The 24,787-nt window shown below is 52.6% G+C and carries 19 protein-coding genes and 2 pseudogenes; 12 read left to right on the top strand and 9 right to left on the bottom strand.

From position 1 onward, the window contains the following. Positions 1-26: 26 nt before the first annotated feature. Both BLW10_RS08340 and tsaC read left to right on the top strand, forming a co-directional pair. Complete coding sequence (locus BLW10_RS08340) at positions 27-1,604, top strand: HDOD domain-containing protein (RefSeq protein ID WP_245709238.1); 1,578 nt, start codon at positions 27-29, stop codon at positions 1,602-1,604. A 77-nt stretch (positions 1,605-1,681) separates the two neighbouring features. Continuing rightward, positions 1,682-2,242 carry an L-threonylcarbamoyladenylate synthase type 1 TsaC gene (gene tsaC / locus BLW10_RS08335; RefSeq protein WP_091333864.1) on the top strand — a complete coding sequence of 187 codons (561 nt, stop codon included), beginning with the start codon at positions 1,682-1,684 and terminating at the stop codon, positions 2,240-2,242. Here the strand turns inward: tsaC and BLW10_RS08330 are convergent. After that, entirely contained in the window at positions 2,232-2,819 is a 588-nt protein-coding gene (locus BLW10_RS08330; RefSeq protein ID WP_177169023.1) for a L,D-transpeptidase family protein, read from the bottom strand. The two genes, tsaC and BLW10_RS08330, sit on opposite strands and share 11 nt — an antisense overlap. Before the next feature lie 202 nt (positions 2,820-3,021). Beyond that, on the bottom strand, positions 3,022-4,218 hold the full coding sequence (locus tag BLW10_RS08325) for a class I SAM-dependent rRNA methyltransferase (protein ID WP_091333835.1): 1,197 nt from the start codon (positions 4,216-4,218) through the stop codon (positions 3,022-3,024). Positions 4,219-4,607: 389 nt separating this feature from the next. Between BLW10_RS08325 and rpoS the strand changes: the two genes are divergently transcribed. Together rpoS and BLW10_RS08315 are read left to right on the top strand one after the other, a co-directional pair. Next, positions 4,608-5,645, top strand: coding sequence for an RNA polymerase sigma factor RpoS (gene rpoS, locus BLW10_RS08320; protein WP_091333833.1), 1,038 nt, complete (start codon positions 4,608-4,610; stop codon positions 5,643-5,645). Between the two features lie 62 nt (positions 5,646-5,707). Next, positions 5,708-5,932, top strand: a complete 225-nt coding sequence (locus BLW10_RS08315; RefSeq protein ID WP_091333832.1) for a DUF2835 domain-containing protein — start codon at positions 5,708-5,710, stop codon at positions 5,930-5,932. On the opposite strand, the gene BLW10_RS08310 is transcribed toward BLW10_RS08315, so the two are convergent. Together BLW10_RS08310 and BLW10_RS08305 are read right to left on the bottom strand one after the other, a co-directional pair. Beyond that, positions 5,912-9,601 (bottom strand): ABC transporter substrate-binding protein, encoded by a 3,690-nt coding sequence (locus BLW10_RS08310; RefSeq protein WP_177169022.1) that lies wholly within the window; start codon positions 9,599-9,601, stop codon positions 5,912-5,914. The genes BLW10_RS08315 and BLW10_RS08310 overlap by 21 nt on opposite strands. Positions 9,602-9,702: 101 nt before the next feature. Further along, positions 9,703-11,286 carry a hybrid sensor histidine kinase/response regulator gene (locus BLW10_RS08305; protein ID WP_245709236.1) on the bottom strand — a complete coding sequence of 528 codons (1,584 nt, stop codon included), beginning with the start codon at positions 11,284-11,286 and terminating at the stop codon, positions 9,703-9,705. 103 nt (positions 11,287-11,389) lie between these two features. Here BLW10_RS08305 and BLW10_RS08300 point away from each other — a divergent pair, with 103 nt between their 5' ends. Genes BLW10_RS08300 through BLW10_RS08290 form a run of 3 tightly spaced genes read left to right on the top strand, consistent with a single transcriptional unit; the run spans position 11,390 to position 15,104 of the window. Next, complete coding sequence (locus BLW10_RS08300; RefSeq protein WP_091333829.1) at positions 11,390-12,994, top strand: sensor histidine kinase; 1,605 nt, start codon at positions 11,390-11,392, stop codon at positions 12,992-12,994. A gap of 44 nt (positions 12,995-13,038) precedes the next feature. After that, positions 13,039-14,109, top strand: coding sequence for an HD domain-containing phosphohydrolase (locus BLW10_RS08295; protein WP_091333827.1), 1,071 nt, complete (start codon positions 13,039-13,041; stop codon positions 14,107-14,109). Between the two features lie 59 nt (positions 14,110-14,168). Next, positions 14,169-15,104 carry an exopolyphosphatase gene (locus BLW10_RS08290; protein WP_091333826.1) on the top strand — a complete coding sequence of 312 codons (936 nt, stop codon included), beginning with the start codon at positions 14,169-14,171 and terminating at the stop codon, positions 15,102-15,104. A 41-nt stretch (positions 15,105-15,145) separates the two neighbouring features. Here the strand turns inward: BLW10_RS08290 and BLW10_RS08285 are convergent, their stop codons facing one another. The 3 genes from BLW10_RS08285 to BLW10_RS08275 all read right to left on the bottom strand — a co-directional run bounded on the left by BLW10_RS08285 (position 15,146) and on the right by BLW10_RS08275 (position 20,216). Further along, entirely contained in the window at positions 15,146-16,147 is a 1,002-nt protein-coding gene (locus BLW10_RS08285) for an MBL fold metallo-hydrolase (RefSeq protein WP_091333824.1), read from the bottom strand. 39 nt (positions 16,148-16,186) lie between these two features. Then, positions 16,187-16,600, bottom strand: a complete 414-nt coding sequence (locus tag BLW10_RS13775) for a hypothetical protein (protein ID WP_143117040.1) — start codon at positions 16,598-16,600, stop codon at positions 16,187-16,189. A gap of 70 nt (positions 16,601-16,670) precedes the next feature. Beyond that, a complete protein-coding gene (locus tag BLW10_RS08275) occupies positions 16,671-20,216 on the bottom strand; it encodes a hypothetical protein (RefSeq protein WP_091333859.1) in 3,546 nt (1,181 codons plus the stop codon). A gap of 208 nt (positions 20,217-20,424) precedes the next feature. Here BLW10_RS08275 and BLW10_RS08270 point away from each other — a divergent pair, with 208 nt between their 5' ends. After that, the gene (locus BLW10_RS08270; RefSeq protein WP_091333820.1) at positions 20,425-20,760 is read left to right on the top strand and encodes a hypothetical protein; all 336 of its coding nucleotides are present in this window, start codon (positions 20,425-20,427) and stop codon (positions 20,758-20,760) included. Between the two features lie 19 nt (positions 20,761-20,779). Here the strand turns inward: BLW10_RS08270 and BLW10_RS08265 are convergent, their stop codons facing one another. Then, the gene (locus tag BLW10_RS08265; protein WP_245709225.1) at positions 20,780-21,409 is read right to left on the bottom strand and encodes an Lcl C-terminal domain-containing protein; all 630 of its coding nucleotides are present in this window, start codon (positions 21,407-21,409) and stop codon (positions 20,780-20,782) included. Between the two features lie 235 nt (positions 21,410-21,644). On the opposite strand from BLW10_RS08265, the gene fliW reads away from it, so the two are divergent. The 4 genes and pseudogenes from fliW to BLW10_RS14530 all read left to right on the top strand — a co-directional run. After that, positions 21,645-22,088, top strand: a complete 444-nt coding sequence (fliW, locus tag BLW10_RS08260; RefSeq protein WP_091333819.1) for a flagellar assembly protein FliW — start codon at positions 21,645-21,647, stop codon at positions 22,086-22,088. Positions 22,089-22,210: 122 nt separating this feature from the next. After that, a complete protein-coding gene (locus BLW10_RS08255; protein ID WP_091333817.1) occupies positions 22,211-22,678 on the top strand; it encodes a rhodanese-like domain-containing protein in 468 nt (155 codons plus the stop codon). Next, complete coding sequence (locus BLW10_RS08250; protein WP_091333816.1) at positions 22,675-22,917, top strand: DUF2934 domain-containing protein; 243 nt, start codon at positions 22,675-22,677, stop codon at positions 22,915-22,917. Before BLW10_RS08255 ends, BLW10_RS08250 begins: the two co-directional genes overlap by 4 nt. Before the next feature lie 125 nt (positions 22,918-23,042). Then, positions 23,043-24,029 (top strand): annotated as a pseudogene (locus BLW10_RS14530) (site-specific DNA-methyltransferase); the annotation flags it as partial. A 90-nt stretch (positions 24,030-24,119) separates the two neighbouring features. On the opposite strand, the pseudogene BLW10_RS08240 reads toward BLW10_RS14530, so the two are convergent. Beyond that, a pseudogene (locus tag BLW10_RS08240) lies at positions 24,120-24,787 on the bottom strand (DDE-type integrase/transposase/recombinase); the annotation flags it as partial.

Here is a 24,787-nt window from a genome sequence, read left to right as displayed (position 1 = left end):
ACAGTCATTTTGAGTTGTATACCGCTTTGAATACGACATCCGCTACTGCAACTGTGACCTATTCGAGTTTGGAAAATTGGCTTGAGGTTATTCGTGACCATAAAATGCCAATTTTTGAGCAAACTGTGCATCGTATTTTGCTGATTGCTGAAGATGATCGCGCTCCGGCTTCAGCATTGGCGAATATTATTTTGCAAGATGCAGCACTTACTGCCCGCTTGCTGCGTTTAGCTAATTCTGTTTTATATAATCCAAGCACGACGACAATTAGCACCGTGACCCGTGCTGTGATTGTGCTGGGATTTAATGTCGTGCGTGAGTTATGTTTAACATTAGTGTTGGTTGAAACGCTACTGCATGGACAAGCAAAAGTCCGCTTAGAGCGGGAATTAGCTCATGCGCTTCATGCGGCAACTCAGGCGCGTGCCTTAGCAGTGGCATCAGGGGATCGCTCACCAGAAGAAGTCTTTATTGCTACGCTGCTATATCGTATCGGTGAATTAGCGTTTTGGTGTTTTGGTAATGAATATTGCGACCGCGTTGAGCAGTTGATGCAAACGGGTCAGACACCGGAAATTGCGCAAGAAAAAATTCTCGGTTTTCAATTATCAGCACTCACGCGGCGCTTAATTCACGAATGGCGCTTGACTGATTTATTACAAGAGGCGATTGATCATCCGATGCGCCAAGATGATCGATTGCAGACACTGCGTTTAGGTCAGCATATTGCGCATTGTGCAACTGAATTTGGTTGGGAATCCGATGAGATGACGCACTGGGTGCAGCGCAGTGCGGAATTGCTGGACATAACTGAAGCGGAAGCGCGAGAGCTATTACAGCGCAAGGCAACTGAGGCGGCAACGATGGCGCGGGAGTGTGGCGCATCGGGTGCGGCCAAGCGTATTCCGCTGCCTGGCGAAGAGCATTGCTGTGTTGATAGTGTATTTACGGATCCGTCGGTTACGAATAATCAGAGCACTATCGCTGATGATGCGATAGCGGCAGCGCCGTTAGTTGCTGTTGAAACGGGGGCTGAATACGACGCCGATCCAGAAATTTCCGCTTATCCGCAGCCCGATCCGCATTTGCAATTAAGTATCTTACGTGAACTTGGGCAGGCGATTGATAGCGCAAACTGTGATTTTAGCGTCATTATGGAGTTGGTATTAGAGGGGATTTATCGCGGTGTGGGTATGGATCGCGTGATTTTTGCGCTGACGACACCGGATAAGCAATTTATCAATTCAAAATATATGATTGGTTTTACCGACGAGAATGGCAAAACAAAATCCTTGCGCTGCAAACGCCCAGAAAAAAGCTCGAATATTTTATTTGATGCGTTGGATACTAAACAGGCGCATTTAGTTACATTGATGGAACGGCGGCGGAATCCAAATTTAGTGCCAGCGGAATTAGTCGCGCAGATTGGCAATGTTGCCTTTATGGTCGCGCCGATTTTGATCAATCAAAAAGGCATCGGGTTATTTATTGCGGATCGTGGTTTGAGTCAACGTCCGCTTGATACCGAGAGTTTTCAGAATTTTCAGCATTTTGTGCAGCAGGCGAATTTCGGATTGAGTGTTGCGCGGCAGCGAAAAAGTTGAATTTTGGCTATCAGCGGCCAGCTTCCAGCAATGCACGTTCATTATCAGGCTTTGCGTATTCAGGTAATTCAGCGTTGATGGCGTGTTCACAACAGCGATTACGGCGGGCGGTGCAGGTGTTGCGGCAGGGCGGGATAGTCGCGTATCCGACTGAAGCTGTGTATGGTCTCGGGTGCGATCCCTGGAATGCACAGGCGGTTGCGCGGTTGTTGGCGATGAAGCGGCGGTCGATATTGAAGGGGTTGATTGTGTTGGCGGCCAGTCCTGAGCAGCTTGCGCCCTTTGTCGAACCGCTCGCTGTCGGGCGCCAGCAGGCGATTTTGGCGACTTGGCCCGGGCCGCATACTTGGCTGTTGCCAGCGCGTGCAACAACGCCGCTGTGGTTGACGGGGCGTTTTGCGACGCTGGCGGTGCGGGTAACGGCGCATCCGTTGGCCGCTGCACTCTGTCGCGCTTATGGTGGGGCGATTGTTTCGACTAGCGCCAATCAAGCGCAGCGCCCAGCGGCGCGTACCAGTCTGCGGGTGCGGTTGGCGCTGGAGACGCCGCCGGATTATGTGTTAGGCGGGGCGTGTAGCGGGGCGGCGCGTCCGTCGCTGATTCGTGACGGACGCACCGGACAGGTCATCAGGGCATGATGTGAATCGGCGTGCCGTCCTTGACCAGACTCCAAATCTCATCCATTTCGTGGTTTTGCACGGCGATACAGCCTTCTGTCCAATCCCGATTCGCGTATTGTTGACGCAGATTCGGTGATTGGATGTAGTTCGGCAGACCGTGAATCATAATCATCCCACCCGGATCGTTATAACCGAGCTGACGGCTGACGGCGCGATCCTGCTCGCTGGGGTAGGAAATGTGCAGGGATTTGTAAAAATTGCTCTTGGGATTGCGCCAGTTGAGGCTGTAACGGCCTTCGGGGGTGCGCTGATCGCCTTCGCGGTATTTGTGTCCGACCGGTGCCGAACCGAGGGCGACGCGATATTGACGCACCACCTGACCGCGACTGAGAAGTTCCAGTTGGCGCTTGGATTTTTTGACAACCACCGTATCAACCGGCCCCGTAGCGCGGGTGGTTTTTGACTGCGGTTGGCTAGAACAGCCGCCGAGTGTCAGGATTCCGGCGAGCATCAGGGTAAGGCCGAGACGGGTGCGGCGGGTGGTGGCACAGGCAGACAGCGCCGCGCAAGCTGAGTGCAATGAGTGGACGGGCATGGCGTTCATCGTTAGCTGATCGAAATCGGGCTGGAGTGGGTTGAAAGCGGGTGCAAAGTTTAGCTGGAACTGGCTGGAGCGGTTGGCATCACTAGGCCGCGCTTGGCGCGTGCAAAGCAGGTTGTGTGCCAGCTTTGAGCGGTCAGCGACCAGCTTTCAGCGCCCAGCAGTTGGGCGCTTGCGGTGATTGATCGTGTCTGGCTTAGGCGGCAGGCAGCGCACGCACAAAGAGCGTTTTGAGATAGGCGGTTTCGGCAATTGCCGGATGTACCGGATGATCCGGCCCCTGTTGGCCGATTTCGAGCAGTTGTAATCGACGGTCGGCGCGTTGACCAGCTTGGAGCACGATGCGCTGAAATCCTTCGCGGCTCATGTGAAATGAGCACGAAGAAGTAACGAGCAGTCCGCCTGGTTCGAGCAGGTCTAATCCCAAGCGATTGAGGCGCTGATAGGCGGCGGTGCCGTCTTTTTCATCTTTGCGCCGCTTGATGAATGCCGGTGGATCGAGCAACACGGTGTCGAAGCGTCGCCCCTGTTCGCGCAGTTCGCGCAAAACTTCAAACGCATCGCCCTGATGGGTGCGCACCCGCGCCGCGAGTCCATTGCGTTCGGCATTGGCTGTGAGTCGTTCGAGCGCCGTCGCCGAGGTATCGACGCAGGTGACTTCAGTCGCGCCAAGCGCGGCGGCGCGTAGTCCCCAAGCCCCGACATAGCTACAGACATCGAGCACCCGTTCGCCGACCCCATAGCGAGCGAGTCGGGCGCGGTTTTCGGCTTGATCGAAAAACCAGCCGGTTTTTTGGCCATGCAGCGGGTCGATAGCAAATTCCAACCCCTGTTCGGTCAGTGTCCAGTCAGCATCTGTGGTATCGAGCAGGGTTTCGACGCTGGTTGCCAAGCCTTCTAATTCCCGCACCGCTGTATCGTTGCGTAGCACAATTGCCGTCGGGCGTAGCACTTGCTCCAGTGCGGCCAGAATTTCACCGCGCACCCGTTCCATACCAGCAGTTGTGATCTGTACGGCAAGCCGGTCGCCATAACGGTCAACAATCAGCCCAGGTAGACCATCGCTTTCGCCAAATACAAGCCGATAAAATGGGGCGCTATAAAGCCGTTCGCGCAAGGCCAGTGCTTCATGTAAGCGTTGCAGCCAAAACGTTGGGGTCAGTGGGTGCGCCCGCTCACGGCTGACCAAGCGGGCGCAGATGAGCGAATGTGGATTAGCATAACCGTAGCCGATCCAGCGTTTGCTTTGGCTAAAAATCTCGACCGGCTGGCCGGGTTCGAGTGATTTCAAAGGGGTCGCATGGGTGTCGATTTCGTTGCTGTAAATCCAGCAATGACCGGCGAGCAGGCGGCGTTCCTGATCTTTGCGCAGGATAAGGGGCGGTGTGTGCATGGCGGCTCGTTTGCTATCGATGGGGAGCGTCAGGAACGGGATAAATCACGTACCTTTCAGTTACAATCGGGGAGGATACGCGATCTGGCGCACTGATCGTGGCATTTTATGACGCTTGGAATGTGGTGTTGTGCGCCTTACATGCGGTTTGAGTGGGCTGCGTGCGTTGCAAAACATTTTCTATAAAAAATTAGACAGGATTAACAGGATTGTTCAAGATTAACAAGATTTTTAAATTTGAAAATCCTGAACAATCCTGTTAATCCTGTCTCAATATATTCAAAACATCACCCCGCTATATCCAGCGGGGTTGTTTATTAAACACATAACATTATTGCTGGCGGCTGATAGCTGATTACGCATTCTCCCGTGTGCGCCGGAGGAATTGGATGTCGAGCGCCAAAAACCGCGAGACCCTTGAAGACCTGTCCGATTTAGCAAGCGAATCGACAGATCTACCCCCTGATGAAATCGATACCGAAGCCGATTTACTCGCTGCTGATGAGATAAATCAATCGAACTCAGATGAATTAAAGCTGATCGATGATACGGTCTCAGAAATCACCGAAGCGCGATTGATCGAGTCGCTTGAAGCTGATTTCGATGCGACACGGATGTATTTGCACGCTATCGGTGATTCGCCATTATTGAGCGCCGAGGAAGAGGTACATTACGCTCGGTTGGCGTTGACGGGTGATGCAGCAGCGCGGCAACAGATGATTGTGAGTAATCTGCGGCTGGTGGTTAAAATTGCGCGGCGCTATCTCAATCGCGGCTTGCCATTACTGGATTTAATCGAAGAAGGGAATCTCGGACTGATTCGAGCGGTTGAAAAATTCGATCCCGAACGCGGATTCCGCTTTTCGACCTATGCGACCTGGTGGATTCGCCAGACGATTGAGCGGGCAATTATGAATCAAACGCGCACCGTGCGCTTACCGATTCATGTGCTCAAAGAAATCAATCTTTATCTGCGTGCAGCACGTCAATTACGTCAATATTTAGATCGTGATCCAACAACTGAAGATATTGCGCAATTACTCGACCGCCCAGTTAATGATGTCAAACGCTTGTTTGGCCTCAACGAGCGCATTACCTCAGTCGATACACCCTACGGCAAGGATGCAGAAAAACCGCTACTCGATACTCTGCAAGATGACGGTGCTAACGATCCGACTCAGCATCTTCAGGAAGATGGAATTCACGTCAATATTGAGCATTGGTTGAGTCTGCTCACCGATAAACAACGCGAAGTAATCGAGCGCCGCTTTGGATTGCATGGTTATGAAAATGCGACATTAGAAAGCGTATCGCGTGAATTAGGCGTCACCCGCGAGCGGGTGCGGCAAATTCAAACCGAAGCGTTGCGCCATTTGCGCAATATTTTGCAGAGTGAGGGGTTTTCCGTCGAGGCATTTTTTAAGTGAGCCACCAGCGCAGCGTATTAAAGCTAATAGCTGGTAGCTGATCGCTGGAAGCTAAATTCACCATGCGCTACTTTTATTTCAGTCTCAGTATTCCGCGAGCCGAATATCTGCGTTATTACCAGGGCGCAGCGGCGCGAGTGGTGGTGCGGGCGCAAGATGGGTGCACCCTCTCATTGCCTGCTATCAATTTACGGCGTTTTGTGTCTAATGCCGGCGTGCATGGCTATTTTCGCGCCGGAATTGATGAAAACAATCGCCTCGTATCATTAGAGCGGCAGGGTGTTTGATGGCTCAGATGATTCGTCGGTATCATGCCAAATCTGGAGCCACTGTTCGAGTACTGTGACCGCTTCCGCAAAACGATAGTGATCGATATGCCGCGCAAGCAGGGTGAGCGTGTCGCTCGGTAGAGCAGCCGCCAGCGTGTTGCGCTGGATGCGAAAATACTCTTCAGCTTCGACATCCCCGACCCGCGCCAGCGCCAGCAACGTCGCAAGATGCGGGCGAGCGGTCGCAATCGCTTCGGGGCTGGCTGGACTATCCGGCGTCATCAGCGGCGGTGCCTCAAGCGTGGGCGTGGTGAACGCCGGGGCAAGCCATCGCTGAAGCTGGCCAAATAGTTGTCCCAGATCAATGGGTTTGGTGAGATAAGCGTTCATCCCAGCCGCCAGCGCCTCGCGGCTATCTTCCAATTGGGCGCGGGCGCTCAGGCCAATAATCGGCACGCTAGCCCCATCGGAACGGGCGCGAATCAGGCGTGTTGCTGCCAATCCGTCGAGTTCCGGCATTTGAATATCCATCAAAATCACATCCCAAGCGCCGACGCCTTCCTGTTCGAGCCGCTGCAACGCCTCGCAGCCATCAGTCACCTCAGTAATCACCAGCCCAGCGCGTTCGAGCATCAGGCGCAGCAGTTGGCGATTGACCGCGCTATCTTCGACAATCAACACCCGCTGTCCGACCAGCGCCTCAGCCGAGACAAAGGGCGCGGGCGGGGCCAGCGCCCAATCAGCCGGCGCATAGGCCAGCCGAACACTAAACCGAAACGTGCTGCCTACCCCTAAGCGGCTGCTGACGCTGATTGTGCCGCCCAACAGATCAACCAAGCATTTGCAGATTGACAAGCCCAAGCCGGTGCCACCATAGCGGCGCGTAATTGAGGTGTCGGCTTGTTGAAATGGTTGGAATAATCCCGTCATCTGTTCGTCACTCAAGCCAATTCCGCTATCTTCAACCGCAAAGCAGAGGCGCACGCCCTCGGCGTCTTGCTGTTCGCAGGTCACGCGCACGCAAATTTGCCCGTGCGCCGTGAATTTAATTGCATTATCCGTGAGATTAATTAGCACCTGACCCAAGCGCATCGCATCGCCACAGAGCGCATCGGGAATTGCTGGATCCGCATCAAAGTGCAAGGCTAATCCCGAATCCACAGCTTTGCGGCTGACGACCACGCGCAAATTATCGAGCACGCCGGATAATAAAAAGGGCGCGTGTTCGAGCTGTAAATAACCGGATTCGATTTTAGAAAAATCCAGAATATCATTGAGCAGCGCCAGCAGCGTTTTCGCTGCCCGTTGCGCTTGTTCAAGATAATGACGTTGCGCAGCATCTAATTCCGTATTGAGACATAAATACATCATGCCCAGCACGGCATTCATCGGTGTGCGAATTTCATGGCTCATATTGGCTAAAAAATCGCTTTTGGCGCGGTTGGCGGTATCGGCAGCTTGACGCGCTTGAATCAATGCCGCTTCAGCCTGTTTTTGGGCGCTGATGTCACTGATGACGCCTTGCCAGCGGCAGGAACCATCGGTCTGCGGTTCAGCAATGGCTTCGAGGCGAAACCAGCGCGTTTCATCGTTAATGAGCATTCGCCCTTCCCAACAACAATCTTGGCGCTGGCTGATCGCCATGTGTCGGTGCCGCCACAAATCCGCCTGATCGGTAGGATGGACGCGCACGAATAGGGGATCACAGTCAGCAAGTGATTGCGGGTCGGTGTGCTCGATAGCCAGCAAACTAGCCGCTTTGGGGCTGAGATATTCAATCGCTTCGCGTCCATCGGCGTGATGGTAGGCAGTGAATAGTCCAACCGGAATTAGGCGCACCAGATCATCATAGCGAGCATGGCTGACTTGCAGCGCCGCTTGGGTCAGCGTCAAGCGGCAGTTCCAATACAGAATGCTGGCGATGATGACAATCAAAAATCCCGATACTTGCCAAAGTAGTGTGTAATCCGTCTGGATGCGGGGAGGAGTTTGCATCCAACGCTGCTCAATGGCTTCGCGTTCTTCAGTACTGATGGTGTTTAACGCTTGGTTGAGGATGTCAGCTAAGGGGGCGAGTTCGCGCCGCACCGCCATGCCGAGAGCAAAGCGATAGGGGGTATTGCCAGCCATGCGTTGACGCAGTGAGGGATCGCGGCCAATAAGGTGACTGGCGGTGAGCAAACTATCAACAAACGCAACAGTCTGTCGGCGTTCTAATGTGCGTAATCCAGCAGCACTATCGGACACAGTAACTAATTTTAATTCTGGATGATCGCGGCGTAGCCATTCTTCGGTTGCTGCGCTAGCAATAACTGCTACGGGTTGCCCGCGTAATGCGTCCAGATCGCCATAAAAGGGCGCGTTGATCGGCGCAAAAATCGCCACCGGTAGATTTAAATACGGCTGGGTGAAGGCCAGATAATTGCGGCGTTCGGCAGTGATAGCCGCTGTTGGGAGTAAATCAATTTCACCGGAGCGCAGTTTATTGAGGGCCACTGTCCAGCTTGCTGTTGGAACATAGTCGAGCTGGAGATTGAGGGCGTCGGCCACCTGCGTGAGATAGTCTTGACTGATGCCAGCAGGCGCTCCGCTGGCGTCGTGGTATTCAATCGGGGCGCGGTCTTGCCATTGGGTGTAGCGGATGACCGGGTGCGCGGCGAGCCAAGCGCGTTGCGCGGCGCTGAGGTGTAAGTCGGCGGCGGACAGCGCAGTTTCCGCTGATTGTGTTGTGGTGGGTGGTTGCGTCGGCGTCGCGGAGGTCAGTATAGCCGCTGTTGATAAAAACCCTTTTAAAGACTGTGCTTGGCCAGGAACGCCAATTTCTAATAAATGCTGCGCGACATGTTCGATACAGGATGGCGACACCGCGCCAATCGGTCGCAGTTGTGGCTGCATGAGTTCGCGGGTGCGGTCGGCTTCATAGCGTAAGGCGGCGCGACTACGCTGGGGTGCGTATTGGGTGTGAATCAGCTCAATGAGTTCATCAACATGCGCAAGGGCATAGGCCCAACCAGCATGACTCGCGGCAATGAAATCACGGATCAATTTCGGGTGTGTGTGTGTCAGGGTTTCGGCTGTGAATAAATAACTGTCGCCTAATCCAGGTACAGCGCCGCCGATTTCGATGACTTGAAAGGGAATGCCTTTGTTTTCCAGATCAAAGGGGTCATTGGTGATAAAAGCAGTCATAGCGTCGATGTCGCCGCGAATCAGCGGCCCAGCATCGAAGGTTTGCGGCACAATGGTCAGGGTTTCGCCCGGAATTAAACCCGCGTCACGGAGTGCCGCTTTCATTAATGGCGATTGCAAATCGTCGCTGTCAGCCATTAAGCGCCGCCCGCGTAAATCAGCGAAGCGATGTAAGCCTGAGCGGGCTAGGAGTACGAGGGGCGGTTTTTTAAAGTAGTTGGCAAGTAAGATGACCGGCTCGCCACGTAACCGCCATTCGATGACTTGACCATTGGTTAGGCCAAAGGTAGCGGCACCAGTTAAGACGGTTGTGCGTTGATCAAGTCCTGGCTGATACTCACGGAGTTCAACCGCTAGTCCGCGTTCACGATAAAACCCTTGTGCAAGGGCGGCATAAAATCCAGCAAACTCGAATTGATGTTTCCAGGGTAGTTGGAGTGAGACGGGTTCGAGGGCTGAGTCTGTTGCAGTGGCTGCGTGTGTAGGCGTCGGTATCAATAAGGTGACGCTGAATGCGCTGAATAAACTGAAAACGCTGAAAAAGCTGAAAATTCTGAGTGGGAATGTGAGCGTAGGTGCCCACCACGGTCGCCGCTGTTTCACGCTAATACCGGTAGCGTTAGCCGCAGGCATGTCCAATTCTCAAGCGGTGAGGTTTCCATGCTTAAGCTAAGGCCCATCGTGTCAGCCATAAGCTTGGCTGAGTAGGTGCCTAATCCGGTTCCGCCGCGTTTGCCGTGGGTGCGGTATTTTTCAAAGAAATGGTCGCGGATCACTTCGGGCACGGTGCCGCGATTGCGGAGTGTTAGTTCGACTGTTGTCGCTTGGCGCTGAAGTTCAAGCTCAATGGTTGCGCCATCAGGTGAGGCTTCAATTGCGTTGATCCATAAATTCGAGAGCAGCGAAAATAGCAGCCGATCATCAGCAGTAGCCCATAATTCTTCCGATTCCGCACACGACCGCCCATCAAGCCGCATCTGGACTGTGAGGGTTTTGTCACGTAAGCGTACTTCAGCAAACTGCTGTAAGCGCTGCAGTACGACGAGGATGTCGATGGATTGAGCAAAATAGTGATAGTGGCCAGTTTCCATTTTGAATAGATCCAGCGATAGCTCGATCATGTCGTACATTTGCCGACCGGATTCCTCGATCATGCCAACATATTTGCGCGATTTCTGGCTTAGGCTGTCGTCATTGAGGATTAAACTCGGCAGCGCAATCATCGCGTTGAGTGGCCCTTTGAGATCGTGGCGCATGATGCGCTGCACATCTTCTTTGACCTGTTCCAGTGCCCACTGTTCGGTTACATCGAGCGCCAAGCCTTCAATCAGCTCGCGTCGCTGGATGTGATCCTGAACGCGATATTCGTGAATGAGCAGATGGCGTTGTCGTCCGTCGCTCGGTCGATAGGTCAGCTCGTATTGCACGATATTCGTCGTTGCGTTGAGGTGTTCTGACATCACCACCGCATCCAGATTCGGTATCAGCGCCGGCAGCAGATTCGGCCAGATACACCCAATCGCCTGCTCCGCCGGGCCGATGCCGAAACTGTTTGCCCCTTCGCTTAGATAGAGCAACTCGCCTTCCAGCGTGCGACTGAAAAAGAGCAGCCGATCTTTGAGCGTTTGCGTGAGGCGTTCAAATCGCGCTTGACTGGCACGTAGGGCTAATTCCGTGCGCTCATGCTCGGCAATCTCCGCTTGTAGCTGCTGCGCAAGGGTTTCAATAGCATCACGTTCGCTGCTAACTTGCGCGACAAGCTGTTGTGAACGGTCGCGTTCAGCGCATGCACGTCGCATCTGGGTCGCCAGCGCCAGTTGCGCACGGATACGCGCACGTAACACCGGCGGATTGATCGGTTTACTGACATAATCGACCGCGCCTAGCTCAAAACTCCGGGTTTCGCTATCGGTGTCGATTTTCGCAGTGAGAAAAATAATCGGAATCTGGGCGAGACGTGGTTGCTGCTTGATGCGCTGGCAGGTTTCGTAGCCATCCATAATCGGCATCATAATATCCAGCAAAATCAGATCCGGTTCCGGTGGCGTTCGCAATAAATCCAGTGCAACGATACCATCGGCAGCAATCAGTACACGATAGTCTGGTTTCAACAAGTTGACTAAGAACTTCTGGTTGTCGAGTTGATCGTCAACAATCAAAATTGACGGTTTGCAGACCATCATGCACCTGTCCTGTTGTCACGCACTGACCGGATCTCGTTATGCAGCATTCTGTGTTCTATCACACATCACTGATACGCCAACTGTGTAGCGAGCAGGTCATTATATGCTAAGTATTTGGCCGCCGGTGTCTCTTCGGCGTGTGCCAAAACGGTTGCAGCGTGTACTCCAGCGCCTGCGCCGTCACCGCTCTCCACCGCCGCCACCATCCCCCTGCCCCTGTCATCTCAAAACCACGCTCGATCAGGTGCGTGATAGTGTCTTGACGTTCGATCCTGACACCTTGCGCCTCACCTATGTCAATCAGAGCGCAGTGAAACAGCTTGGCTATAATGCAGCAACGCTGTTAACCATGCGCCCGTTTGATTTCAAACCGGATTTCGATGAAGCACATTTTCGTGCGCTCGTCGGGCCATTGCAGCGCGGCGAGCTGTCAGAACTGCGTTTTGAAACCCGTCACCGTCACCGCGACGGACACGATATTCCGGTCGAGATTTTTATGCAGTATCTCGCGCCAACGAATCAGCCCGCCCGCTATGTCTCAGTGGTGCGTGATATTGCCGAGCGTCAAACCTATGAGGCACAGTTAGCGCAACAAATCCGCGAGCTGCGTGAACTCGAAGCACGGCTGCAACGCAGTCAAACCTTTGCCAAAATCGGCTCTTGGGAATGGGATATTGCCAGCGGTACGCTGTATTGGTCAGAGCGCATCGCGCCAATGTTTGGTTATGACGACCTCAGTATTCAGCCGTCTTATGCACTGTTTTTAGCCGCGATTTATCCCGATGATCGTGAAGCCGTCCAACAGGCCATCCGCGCCTGTCTCGAACAAAATCAAGATTACGATATCGAACATCGCGTACTCTGGCCCAACGGCGAGCTACGCTGGCTGCATGAACGCGGCAACGTCATCCGCGCCGCCGATGGCACCCCGCTCAAAATGCTCGGTGTGGCGCAAGATGTCACCGAGCGCCGCCAGCTTCAGGACGCCAGTACGCAAGCTAATCAGGCCAAATCCGCCTTTCTCGCCCGCATGACGCATGAACTGCGCACGCCACTCAATGCCATTCTCGGCTTTGCCCAGGTGCTCGCGCACAGTCGCCGTGAACCATTATCTGAACGCCAAGCTGACCAACTGCACTACATCGAAAACAGCGGGCGACATCTCTTAGAATTGATCGACGGCATCTTGGAGCTGGTCGAAGCGCAATCTGAATCGTCGCCACCCATCGTTGAACCCATCGCGCTCGATGATGTGGTACACGATTGTCTCGCCGAACTCAGCGATCACGCCAACGAGCGCAGCATTACGCTGCACTATCAACCCGCTGGCGCAGCAGTCTGCCTACGCATCGATCATCAGCGTTTTCGGCAAGTCCTACGACATCTGCTTTCCAACGCGATCCAATACAATCACGATGGCGGGCGCGTGCAACTCACCTGGCGGCCAGTGGCTAATCAACGCCAACGGCTGGAAGTCCACGACACCGGCCCCGGCATTGCCGCTCAAGATTACGAAGCGATTTTTGAACCCTTCAACCGCCTTCAGGCCGATCAAGCCGCGATTGCCGGCATGGGCATTGGGCTGGCGCTGGCGCGTGAACGCATGGCGCGACTCGGTGGACAGATTGGCGTTGACAGCGTTTTAGGCCAGGGAAGCACATTCTGGATTGAATGGCCCTTGACGCGCCCGGCTACCGATGTGATTTGAGTCTGTCGCACTCACTCCAGAACATAGAGACCGAATGTAAACCGATGACCTATTCAAGCCTCGAAACCGCTATTCGCCAGTCACGCATTTTAATTGTCGATGACAATCCAGCCAATATCGCGCTGCTTGAAGTCATTCTCCAAGAAGATGAATTTGAAAATTTTGTCGGTATTACCGATCCGCGCAAAGTTCAAACCCTATGTGAAGACTGGGAATTTGATTTAATTCTGCTTGATATTCGGATGCCCTATCTTGATGGCTTTGAAGTTATGGAGATATTACGCACCCAGATGGCTGATGACTATTTGCCCGTCATTATTCTCACTGCGCACACGGATGCAAAAACGCGCCAACGAGCCTTAGCACTCGGTGCCAAAGATTTCATCGGCAAACCCTTTGAACCCTGGGAAGTCATGTATCGCATCCGCAATATGCTCGAAATGCGGTATTTTTATCAACGTCAACGCCGCCGTACCGATGAACTCGAAGATTTAGTCCGCGAACGCACCGAAAAAATTCGCTTCACGCAATTAGAAATTGTCCAACGTCTTGGATTAGCCGCCGAATACCGCGATAACGAAACCGGCAACCATGTACGGCGCATGAGTCGCGCCTGTCAATTATTAGCCGATGCTGCTGGTTGTGATCCCGCGCTTTGTGACAATTTACTCTATGCCGCACCCATGCACGATATTGGCAAAATCGGCATTGCTGATCACATCTTGCTCAAACCTGGCAAACTCACGCCGGAAGAATTTAAGCTGATGCAGGAACATACCGTGATTGGTGTCAATATTCTTGCCAGCGGCGAATCTGAATTATTGCAGTTAGCCGCCACGCTCGCATTAACCCACCACGAAAAATGGGACGGCAGCGGTTATCCGCACGGTTTAGCTGGCACAGCTATTCCACTCGTTGGGCGTATTGCGGCAATCTGTGATGTATACGACGCGCTCACCTCCGCACGTCCATACAAACGCGGTTGGTCAGAAGCAGAAGCCGTAACCTTTATCAGCCAACAAGCTGGCACGCATTTTGACCCAGATTTGGTGCCAATTTTTCTACGTCTGATGCCCAATATTCGCGCCTTACGTGAACAGTTTCACGACGATTGATGTGACCTTATTCGGCGCACCAATTCGACCGTCATTTGTATCTAGCTGGAGAGCTTTCAATGTCTGAACATGTATCTAAATTCCGCTTAGTCACCCGTAGCGATTTTGACGGTCTGGTATGCGCAGTGCTTCTGAAGCATCTGGATTTGATTGATGAAATTATGTTTGTCCATCCAAAAGATATGCAGGATGGCAAAATCGCGATTACCAGCCGCGACATCACGACCAATTTACCCTATGTCGAAGGCGTGCATATCGCATTCGATCATCATTTGTCCGAAACGCTACGCACTGGGCAACATGATAATCATATTATTGATGCCGAAGCCCCGTCAGCCGCGCGCGTCGTCTGGCGCTATTATGGCGGCTTTGATGTCTTTCCGGCCGCTTGGGGCGACATGATGGAAGCGGTCGATAAAGGCGATTCGGCCCAATTCGATCAAGAAGAAGTCTTACATCCGACTGGCTGGGTGCTGCTGAATTTCTTAATGGATGCCCGCACTGGATTAGGGCGTTTCCGTGAATTCCGCATCTCGAATTATAACTTGATGATGGATCTCATCGACTATTGCAAAAATCACGACATCGACCAAATTCTCGCATTACCCGATGTCCGCGAGCGCGTTGAACTCTATTTTGAGCACGAAAATCGCTGCAAAGAACAGATTTTGCGCTGTGCAACCGTTCACAATAATTTAGTGGTGCTAGATTTACGCCACGAAGCAACCATCTGGGCCGGCAATCGCTTCATCATTTACGCACTCTTTCCGCAGTGCAATATCTCAATTCACGTTCTTTGGGGTGTTAAACAGCAAAACACCGTTTTTGCAACCGGCAAATCCATTTTTGACCGGAGTTCACAAACCAATGTCGGTGAATTGATGCTCGAATACGGCGGCGGCGGTCATCAAGCAGCGGGCACCTGTCAGGTTGAAAATGATCGTGCCGAGCAGGTATTAGGCGAATTGATTGCGCGGATCAATGCCGATGGGTGAATATAGAGCTGCCAGCTATCAACCACCAGCTTCCAGCATTATTATGCTGGCGGCTGAACGCTGGAAGCTGATAGCTCACGCTCATTCCGCCGTTTGAGCCAAACCGCTAATCCCTGAGCGTTGAGTTCAATATCAACGCTCAGTAATGAATAAATATGCTCGTCATCCAGCTCCACCCCATGCACTCGCGCTCGCTGAATAAAATAGGCGCGGAGAGCGTTTTCAATCCGCTGTTGCTGTTCTGCTTCCGGCTGGTGCGCTGCGCGGATTGCTAATTCCGCTAAATCACGAATGCTCTGACGCAAGATCGCAACCTGTGCCGCAGGTTGATCGAGCCGTCCATAATGCGTCAAATACATCGCCTGTGGCGCATAGGTCATCAATTTATCCAAACTCGCTAACCAAATATCTGGCTCAAAAGCAACCGGCGTGGTCGGGGCAAAGAGCATTGGGCCGTGCGCGGTATTAAACTCACGGTAAGCGATGCCAAAGGTATCGCCACTAAATATGCCGTGCGTTTGCTGGTCGAAGATACAGCCATGATGATTCGCGTGTCCGGGCGTATCAATAAAGGTCAGCGTGCGCCCATTGAGATCAAACGTCTGCCCATCTTCAGCAATTAAAACGCGTTCGGCAGGAATTGGTAGCGGTGCGCCAAAATCGCGCTCAAAATACACTGCACCATATACAGCCGTCGCACCGGCAATTAATTTACTCGGATCAATCAGATGCGGTGCGCCTTTGGGATGCGCAATCAGTTGTGCATTCGGGCATTCAGCCATTAAATGACCAGCCGCTCCCGCATGATCGAGATGCACATGCGTCGGCATCACATACGTGACCTGTTCTGGAGTTAAATCAAGCGCACGGATCGCAGCAAGCAACAGTGGCGCTGCTTTAGCTGGGCCAGTATCAATTAACGCAAGTTGCTGACCCGAACGTACCAAATAAGCGGCAGCGAGTCCGGGGCGATACAATCCGGTTTCGATACAATAAATGCCATCAGCGATCTCGTGAATGTCCTGAATCAATGCTTGGGTCATCACTCTCAATTCTCAGTTTAGGCTTAAAAATAAGCAATGTTATTGACAAAATGCAACGCAGACTTGCCGACCCTTAACCATGCCGCCACAATTTTGATAGCACAGATTATATTCAGCTTGGCACTGACTTGTATCGGGTTGACGGTCGCCGCAATATGTATTAACCGAGCATGACACATGCGCGGCATCTACTTTTGCAGCAGCAATACACATTGCATAATTAAATGCTATTTGCTGCTGACAAATCATGCGTTCTTGATTAGCCTGTTGTTCAGCAGCGACGCGACACATCGCTCGCATGTGTAGGCAATGATTCAGGCATTGTCTACCACTAGCGTCTTGTGGTGGACTGTAATCATAAACTGTGCGATAAACGGGAGCACAGGCAGTAATCATGAGGATAATAGCTAAAAAAATGAGTAAACGATTGAATAAACGATATGAGTCTAACATTGATGAAAATTCCGTTATTGATAATAAGCATGTGTGCTACCTATTGAAAGCTGGTAGCTGAACCAATCACTCACCCCAAATCCAACACCAGATCTGTTGCCCCCGCACGCGCTCCGAATACGCGAATATCCTCACGAATACGCTCACGACAGGCCACACCCAGCAATTCACGATTCCCGTGCATTGTCACTGTTAAACGCAATGCTGGCTCACGCAAACAGATACACAACCGCAATTCAATACGTGCGTGTTCAAGTGGCGGCTTGAGCCGTAAATCCAGCGTTAATTCAAATGAAGTGGTCGCTAAACGCGGGCGGCGCGTCCAGACGCTCATCAACGCACAATTGGGATCTTGGCAATGACGCCGCAGCGCATAAGCCAATTCACGATCACAAAAGACCGCAACCATGCGCTCAATCTCTGATACATGCCGCTGTGCTTCGCGCAAGCGTTGCGGCGTCACGCGACTATCATCAAACTGCTGACGCATCACGCGGCGCAGTCGATCAAATGATTTCGGCAAGGTGCCACTATGAAAACCGCGCCGTAAAAAACCGCGCAAGGTTTCACCATGTGAGCCAATAATAGCCGGTTCAACTGGAACGAATGCAAATTGCTCGCGGCGCACTGCATATAATCCAGGCTTCACATCCATTTCATTCCCTGTTGGCGAATGATTTATTGTATAAATTTTCCAGTTTTCTTTTAATTCCCACACTAAAAAACCTGCCAACCCAGGCAATAATAATACTGTCAGCGTCACAAATGGAATCGCAATCCATTTTGGCAGCACCGGTTCTAGCATTTCGACCATCAGTGACGTAATAAACGGCAAAAATGGTAACATGATTTTATGCGCAATTGTCACCAGTGGAAAATGCTTAATCGGGTTAATTTGCGGCTCGACTAACACCGTCACATAAAACTGAATCACCCACTCCAGTACCCGCCACAGCGGTACGAGAATCGCTTTGAGCGTTAAGGCAATCCAGGATTCACCAAGATGATGACTTAAACGCTCTTCAATGCGATGTAATCCCTGTTGAAAGCGGCGCGTAACTTCTTTGAAAAACAGCATCAATTCCTGAATCAATCCAATCACCAGCGTTTGATTCAGGCGGCGCAAGAATTGCCCGCTTGCGCTCACAAGGTCATCAAGTATGCGCCGTCCGCCGGGGGTATTACGCATCAACACACCTAATGCCAGTGTCAAGGCGGCCAGCGAAAGATTTAATTCTATTAAATGCCCTTCGATTAAACTCGCCACGCCAATAACCGGCAACATCAGCAGCGTGCCGCTTAAAAACGGGCGCAAGATATGCCGATCTAAACTGCGCACCCATTCGGTTTCGAGCAATTTTCGCACCGGATGCCAGCGCATTAAGCGCCGCAAACCATCAAATAACAACAGTCGTAACATCCACCATAGTGTACGCAACAAGACCCGCGCCCCTAAGCGTCCAGCGCGAGTATAGGCCAGCGCATTGATTGCAATGCCTAATCCAATAATGAGCCAAAGACTGGTTAAATGAAAGGTCGCCTCTAATGTCGGCAGAATGCCAATTAAGACATCTAATGTTTTCAAGCCAAGAAAGGCTAAACCAGCCGGAATAATCACATGCCGCAATAAACGGCGACCTTGTGGCGTGCCAAATAGTGGCGCAGCGAGTCGTTGCAAACCTTTAATATAGAACTCACCCGGACGGTATAGCCCAAATAATGCCTGTTGAGCACTGCGATCAAAACGGGCGAGTTGATCGCCACTATGCCATTCGTCAAACGTTAAATCAGGGAGGCGCAGTAAATTACGCGCCACAATATCGCGCATGTCAGTGAATTTCAGATGTCGCCGCCGTTCGATGACATCTAGCAGTTCGCGGAGCAATTTATTAAAAGCGACTTCTTCGCGATGCGTGCGCGGGGTAAATCCGGCGGTTTCCAGTGCGTTTTTCAGATGCGGTTTGAGTTGACGTTCTAAATGCTCGGTGATGCGTCCAGATAAGGCGCTTAAAGGTCGGCTAAAGCGTTCAACTTCTTCTACTGGCCAGCCGAGTCGTTCTAAACGATTCTGTGCGGTATCGAGGGCGCGGAGGGCTTTTAAATCGGCTTGAAATGGCAATAATTGCCGCACCGGAAGCTGTCCGCGTGCGTGCAGCCAACTGAGTAGATTTAATTGATAATAAGTCGCGTGACTTTCAATCCAAACGCGCTCTAAATCTTTAAATAAACTTAGGGCTAATCGCTCACGTGTGAAAATAGCTGCCGCTAAACATTGGAGCAGGGCTTTTAATTCACGCGCCATGCCGGGCGTAAGTGTCCAGTGCGCCGTCAAGCGTTGCGCCAGCGTATCGGCAGCGGCTTGCTGTCGCTGTTCGAGGCACATTAACACCTGTTGCGCACGCTCGGCGTTGGCATTTGCCGAGGCAATGCGAATCAACCGCTGGCGAGCACGGGCGAGCTGAACGAGCTGGACGGCAGCGCGTTCGGCATGCTGGGCGCGGCGCACAGCACGAGTAAAGAGCGCCACGCAGAGCACACGTAACGGCGGTGGAGAGCAATATTCTGGCCAATAGCGAGCAAGCAGACTCAACAGCGGCGTGAGTAACACGGCGATACGCTCGAACGTCCAGGCCCGCAGCCGTTGCCAGCGGTGCGGCGCGGTGCTGACTGATGCGGGCGCAAATACTGCCAAGCATTGTGCCAGCGTGTGTTCGACTGGATGCGCGGCAGGCGGCGGCGCTTTGAGTGCGTTTGGTGTATGCGGTGCGGCGGCGAGCGCCTCAGCTTTGGCGGCGCGGGCGGCACGATGTATGAGCAAATCCGCATCTGATTTGCTGTAGGGAAAGCCCGAAGGCAAGCGCGGGAGGCGTGTTGGATATCCGCATTGTGGATCGGGGCGGGCAGCGGCCAGCAGCGGCGGCAGCGGGCCATCAAGACTCGGCGGCGGCAGTGTCAAGCCGCTATTACAAATCCAAGCATCCAGCGCACGCCAATCCTGAATTGCCGGAAAGACATAACCGCGTGCGCCGGGGCTGAAATAGCGCAGGCGAATCACTAACGCGACAAAAGCGCGGCAGACCCAACTCTCACCTAGTCCAAGTGGAAGTACGCCATCGCGGGTAAGAATATCGCGTATTTCGTCAAATGCGATCTCACCAATAAGCGCCCGAAATTGTGCCGCATAATTGGGTGCGGTATCATTAAGCGATGTTGTAGCTGATTCTTGATCGCGTGCTAATTGCCAAGCCCGTGCAATTTCGCCCTCAAAGCGGCGTGCCCAATAATCGCGTAATAAGCGAATAAAACCGGCGTGATCTTCGGGAAAATCCAATGGAATCGGCAGTAAAATCACATAGTCGGGCAGGCTTAATCCTTCAATCACAACCAGTGCTTCGGGATTTTCATATTCGAGTGCGCTGAGAAAATCCTCACGCGACATGACGTGATAGTTCAGGCTGGGAATAGAACCCGTGCAGCCAAAGGGTTCAAGATGCTCGGCGACTAAGCGTTCGAGCGCCCGCGGATGAAATAAAAAAATTCCTTCAGCCGGTTTAAAAACACGGGCGCGAAAATCCTTCGCGGCAGATTCAGCAGTGGTCGGCAGCGGGCGGGGCATAACACCAAGCGCGTGAACGTAGATGATGAGCGTGCGGGCCGGATAGCGGAGCAGTGTTTGGATCGGCAATCAGGGGTATAATTAAGCGTTTTGAACGGCTCACCCCCAACCGTGCGGGGCAGCGCGGGTCATCATAGCACGCCCACACTGGCGGCCCCGGAGCGATCACGGCGTTTCTAGTTTCCACTGGATAGCGAACTCGCCCATTATGCACTATCGCGTCTTTTATCTCTTTGCCCGGTCTGGTGAAGCCATTTCCTCGGCCAGTGCCGTGGAGATGAGCGCCAAAGCCATCACCGAACAACTGGTGCCACGGTTACAAACTGAGGATGATTATCTCGGTTTGATTGATGCGCAGGAAACCGTGTTGCAAATTCTCTACGAACCGGCTGAACAGCGTTACTGGGTGGAATTGCCAGTCGATGCCGCCAAAGCCTCTTATGGCTGTTATCTCGCGGGCGAGGCGCTCAAGGCGTTCCTGCTTGCCCTGCCGAAGGTGTTTGAGCGCGAGCACATCTCCGGGCTGGAATATCGCCCCTGGTAGCGCCACCGTGCGCCCGAAATTAGCGCGGCGCACCTGGCGCGACGCCGTCGGCTGGCGGTTGCCGGTTCAGGGTACCGCGCACCAACCGGACACTGCCGCCCTGAATTTTGCTGGTGCGAAAGGCGCGGCCACTAAAAAAACTCACTGCCCAAACACGATTACTGCCGCTGCTATCCAGCGACGTTGACCAAAAGTTACTGGTCGGCGTGTTGGGAAAAACCTGAATATTCACCGTCGGCCCGGTGCGACATTTCTCGACGATAGTCAAGAGTTCCTCGGCGTTCGGCATCCGCCAGCCATCTTGCGCTTTCGATGCGGCTTTTAGGGCGCGTTCCCAGTCACGATTGAGCGGACGCCCCAGACACCCCTTCACGGCGGCATCCCAACGCAGCCCCAGGGGGCAACGCTGCCATTCAAGCTGGGTCGTCTCGTGCCGCACCACCGCGCCCTCGGCGAGCAGGGTAAAATCACTCGACGGCGTGGTTTCGGACGTACCGTTCAAACAGGTATCGGTCGCAGCGGGAATAGCATTGGGGTCAGGTTGCGGCGCGGGTGTTGCATTCTGCGCCTGTAAAATCGGCGCGATCCCCAGCATCAGCAGCAGACACACCAAGTGCGCTCGATCAATCAAACAGTTGCGTCGCATCATTTCAACATCTCATTGCAGTGCAATCTTGATCCAGATTCAGCGCCGAATCACGCAGCATTCTGCATGGTAACCCCATCATCCGGTATTTTCGTGTAGGCTTAAAGTGCGTTCACGCCCAAAGCTGGGCGCTGAAAGCTGAACACCAAAGCGGCAGCAACATTTGGGCCGCAATCCTGTCCGCCACACCACAGGCGGCATTTTTTTACCTAATCAATTATTCTCAAGAGGCTATTTGATGAACGACTCTACGACCGTCTCGGAACTCAATCTGCCCGCAACCGTCACCTTTCCGACCGGCATTCCTGGGTTTGAATCGCTCACAGCCTATCGCTTAACGCACTCGGAAACCGAAGTTGGTTATGTATTCCGCTTGCGTGCCGAAGCAGATGCCGAAGTTGAATTTACCCTCGTCGATCCGCGTCTCTATGCACTTAATTATGTGCTCGAACTGGATGATGCGGAACAGGCGCAATTACAAGCCGATGATCCAACCGAAATCATGGTGCTGCTGATGGTCTGGAAAGATGCCAGCGCACCAGCGGCTCAAGGACTGAATGCCAATATCGGCGGCCCGATCTTAATTAACATCGAAAAAGGGCTGGGTATACAAAAGCTCATTGACCAGCCGCGTTTTGAATTCAGCGATCAGCCGCATGCTGAATGCAGTATTTCCAATTAAAGCACGTTGAGCGACGTTTTTTGCGGGCGCATTGCGGATTGTACAGGCCGCATGTGCCCGCTTACGCTATCCTAAGGCGCGATATTCACCATTAACTAACCGAGACCGGAACCTAAGCGCCCGTGAAAAACTTTATTGAACTGATTCAGCATTACCTGACCGATGTCCGCGAGATCATGCCCTGGGATCTGGAAGAACGCCTACAGGCGAATCCTGAATTATTGATCGTCGATGTCCGCGAACCAGATGAATTTGCCGCGATGCACATTGCTGGTTCGATTCATGTGCCGCGTGGCATTTTAGAATCGGCTTGCGAATGGGATTATGAAGAAACTATTCCTGAATTAGTCCAAGCACGGGAACGCGAAGTCGTGGTCGTCTGTCGTTCAGGCAATCGCAGTATTTTAGCCGCGCATTCGCTGAATGTGCTGGGTTATAGCAATGTGGTGTCATTAAAAACCGGCTTGCGCGGCTGGAAAGATTACGAACAACCGCTCGTCAATGGAGCAGGACAGCCGGTTGATCTCGATGACGCCGATGACTATTTCACGCCGCGCTTGCGGCCTGAGCAATTTCGACCACGCGGATGAGCGACGATTTTAATTCACTCAGCGCCAGCGAGCGCCATGCAATGATTGCCGTTGCGGCCTATTATTTAGCCGAGCAACGCGGATTTGCGTCTGGTCATGCTGAGGCCGATTGGTTGCTCGCCGAGCGCACTATTGATGCCATGATTGCCCAGCGTCAGCTCACTACGCGCACGGATGCGATAACACGCGGGCGATTGATTCGGAATGCATTGGTGTTGGCTGAATCGGGGGTGGGGTAAAGTATGTAGCAGGATTTTCTGGTGACAAAGCTCCGGCTTCGTCACTGCTTAATCTGTTGCTAAAATAAAAAAGGTCACAAAACTGAAGCTTCACCACTAGCAAATTAAGCTAACCGAGTGCCTCTATGATGGATACCCTCTATTTTGGCGATAACCTCAATATTTTACGCGAGCAGCTCAAAGAAGAATCGGTTGATCTGATTTATCTTGATCCGCCGTTTAATTCTAATGCCAATTACAATATCTTGTTCAAGTCACCGACCGGCAAGGACAGTGACGCACAGATTGAAGCCTTTACCGATACTTGGCATTGGGATCAACAGTCCGAGCGCGAATTTGGTGAATTGCTGTCGCAGCCTAATACCGATGTCGCTAAATTGATGGCAGCACTGCGCGGATTTTTAGGCGCAAATGACATGATGGCTTATTTAACTGCAATGACGATTCGATTATTAGAATTGCAGCGCGTGCTGAAATCAACTGGGAGTTTATATCTGCATTGCGATCCAACCGCCAGTCATTATCTTAAGATTGTGCTAGATGCAGTATTTGGTAAAGAGCATTATCGTAATGAAATTATCTGGAAGCGCACAACTGCTCACAATGATGCAAACCGCTTCGGAAAAAACACAGATAGCATTTTCTTTTATACGAAATCGACTACGAATACTTGGAACACGATTTATTTGCCGTATTCTGAAGAGTATCTTAAAAGATTTCGTTTTACTGATGACGATGGGCGGAAATGGATGGACGACAACTTAACCGCTAAAGGACTCACAGGCGGCGGTTATACCTATGAATATAACAACATAACATCATTGTGGCGCGTGCCGCTAGAAACAATGCAACGATTAGATGATGAAAACCGACTACATTACACCAACAAAGGCGGAATTCGTCTCAAACGCTATTTAGATGAATCGAAAGGAATGCCAGTGCAAGTATTATGGGATGATATTTCTCCGATTAACTCACAATCCCAAGAACGCATCGGCTATCCCACACAAAAACCGCGTGCGCTGCTAGAGCGCATTATTCAAGCCAGCAGCAACGAAGGCGATGTCGTGCTGGATCCATTTTGCGGCTGCGGCACTGCAATTCATGCTGCCCATGCGCTGAACCGCCGCTGGATCGGGATTGATATTACCCATCTCGCTATCAGCTTGATTGAAAACCGCCTCAAAACTGCGTTCCCAGATGTCAAGTCCCGCGAGATTATAGACACGCTTTTTGAAGCGTTCGGGGCATTGTTGTTGCCAGTCCTTGAGTGCTTGAATCGGCGCGATGTGTCCGAGCGCCTTCTGCGGGATCTGATGATTGTATAACCGCACGTAGCCGTTGAGGGTGTCGGCTAGGTTCTGGGAGGAATCAAAGCGGGTGGTAGCGAGCACCTCGGCAATGCGCCCATTGAAGCGTTCGACCATGCCGTTGGTCTGCGGATGACGGGGGGCAGTGAGGCGGTGTTCGATGCTGTGATCGGCACAGCCTTGGTCGAAGAGATGGCGTCCGGTTGGTTCACGTTCGCCGGTGGCGCAGAAGCGATCAGTGAATTCCTTGCCGTTGTCGGTGAGGATCTTCTCAATCGTGAACGGGGCTTTTTCGACCAGACGCCGCAGGAAATCGCGGGCGTTGGCGGCGGTTTTCTCGGGCAGGATTTCGACATAAACCCAGCGCGAGGCGCGGTCGATGGCGACAAACAGGTATTGATGTGCCGCTGCATCCGGCATCTGCGGCAGGTATTTGACATCGATGTGGACAAACCCTGGTGCGTAGTCCTTGAAGGTTTTGACCGGCTTGGCTTCGCCTTCCGGTTGCGGGATCAGGGCGCTGAGGTTGGAGACGCCGTGGCGGCGCAGACAGCGATCTA

This window comes from Allochromatium warmingii (genome assembly GCF_900107145.1).
GTDB classification, from domain to species: domain Bacteria; phylum Pseudomonadota; class Gammaproteobacteria; order Chromatiales; family Chromatiaceae; genus Thermochromatium; species Thermochromatium warmingii.
The sequence above is the reverse complement of the archived record's forward strand: the minus strand, read 5'-3'. Positions and strand labels throughout refer to the sequence as shown.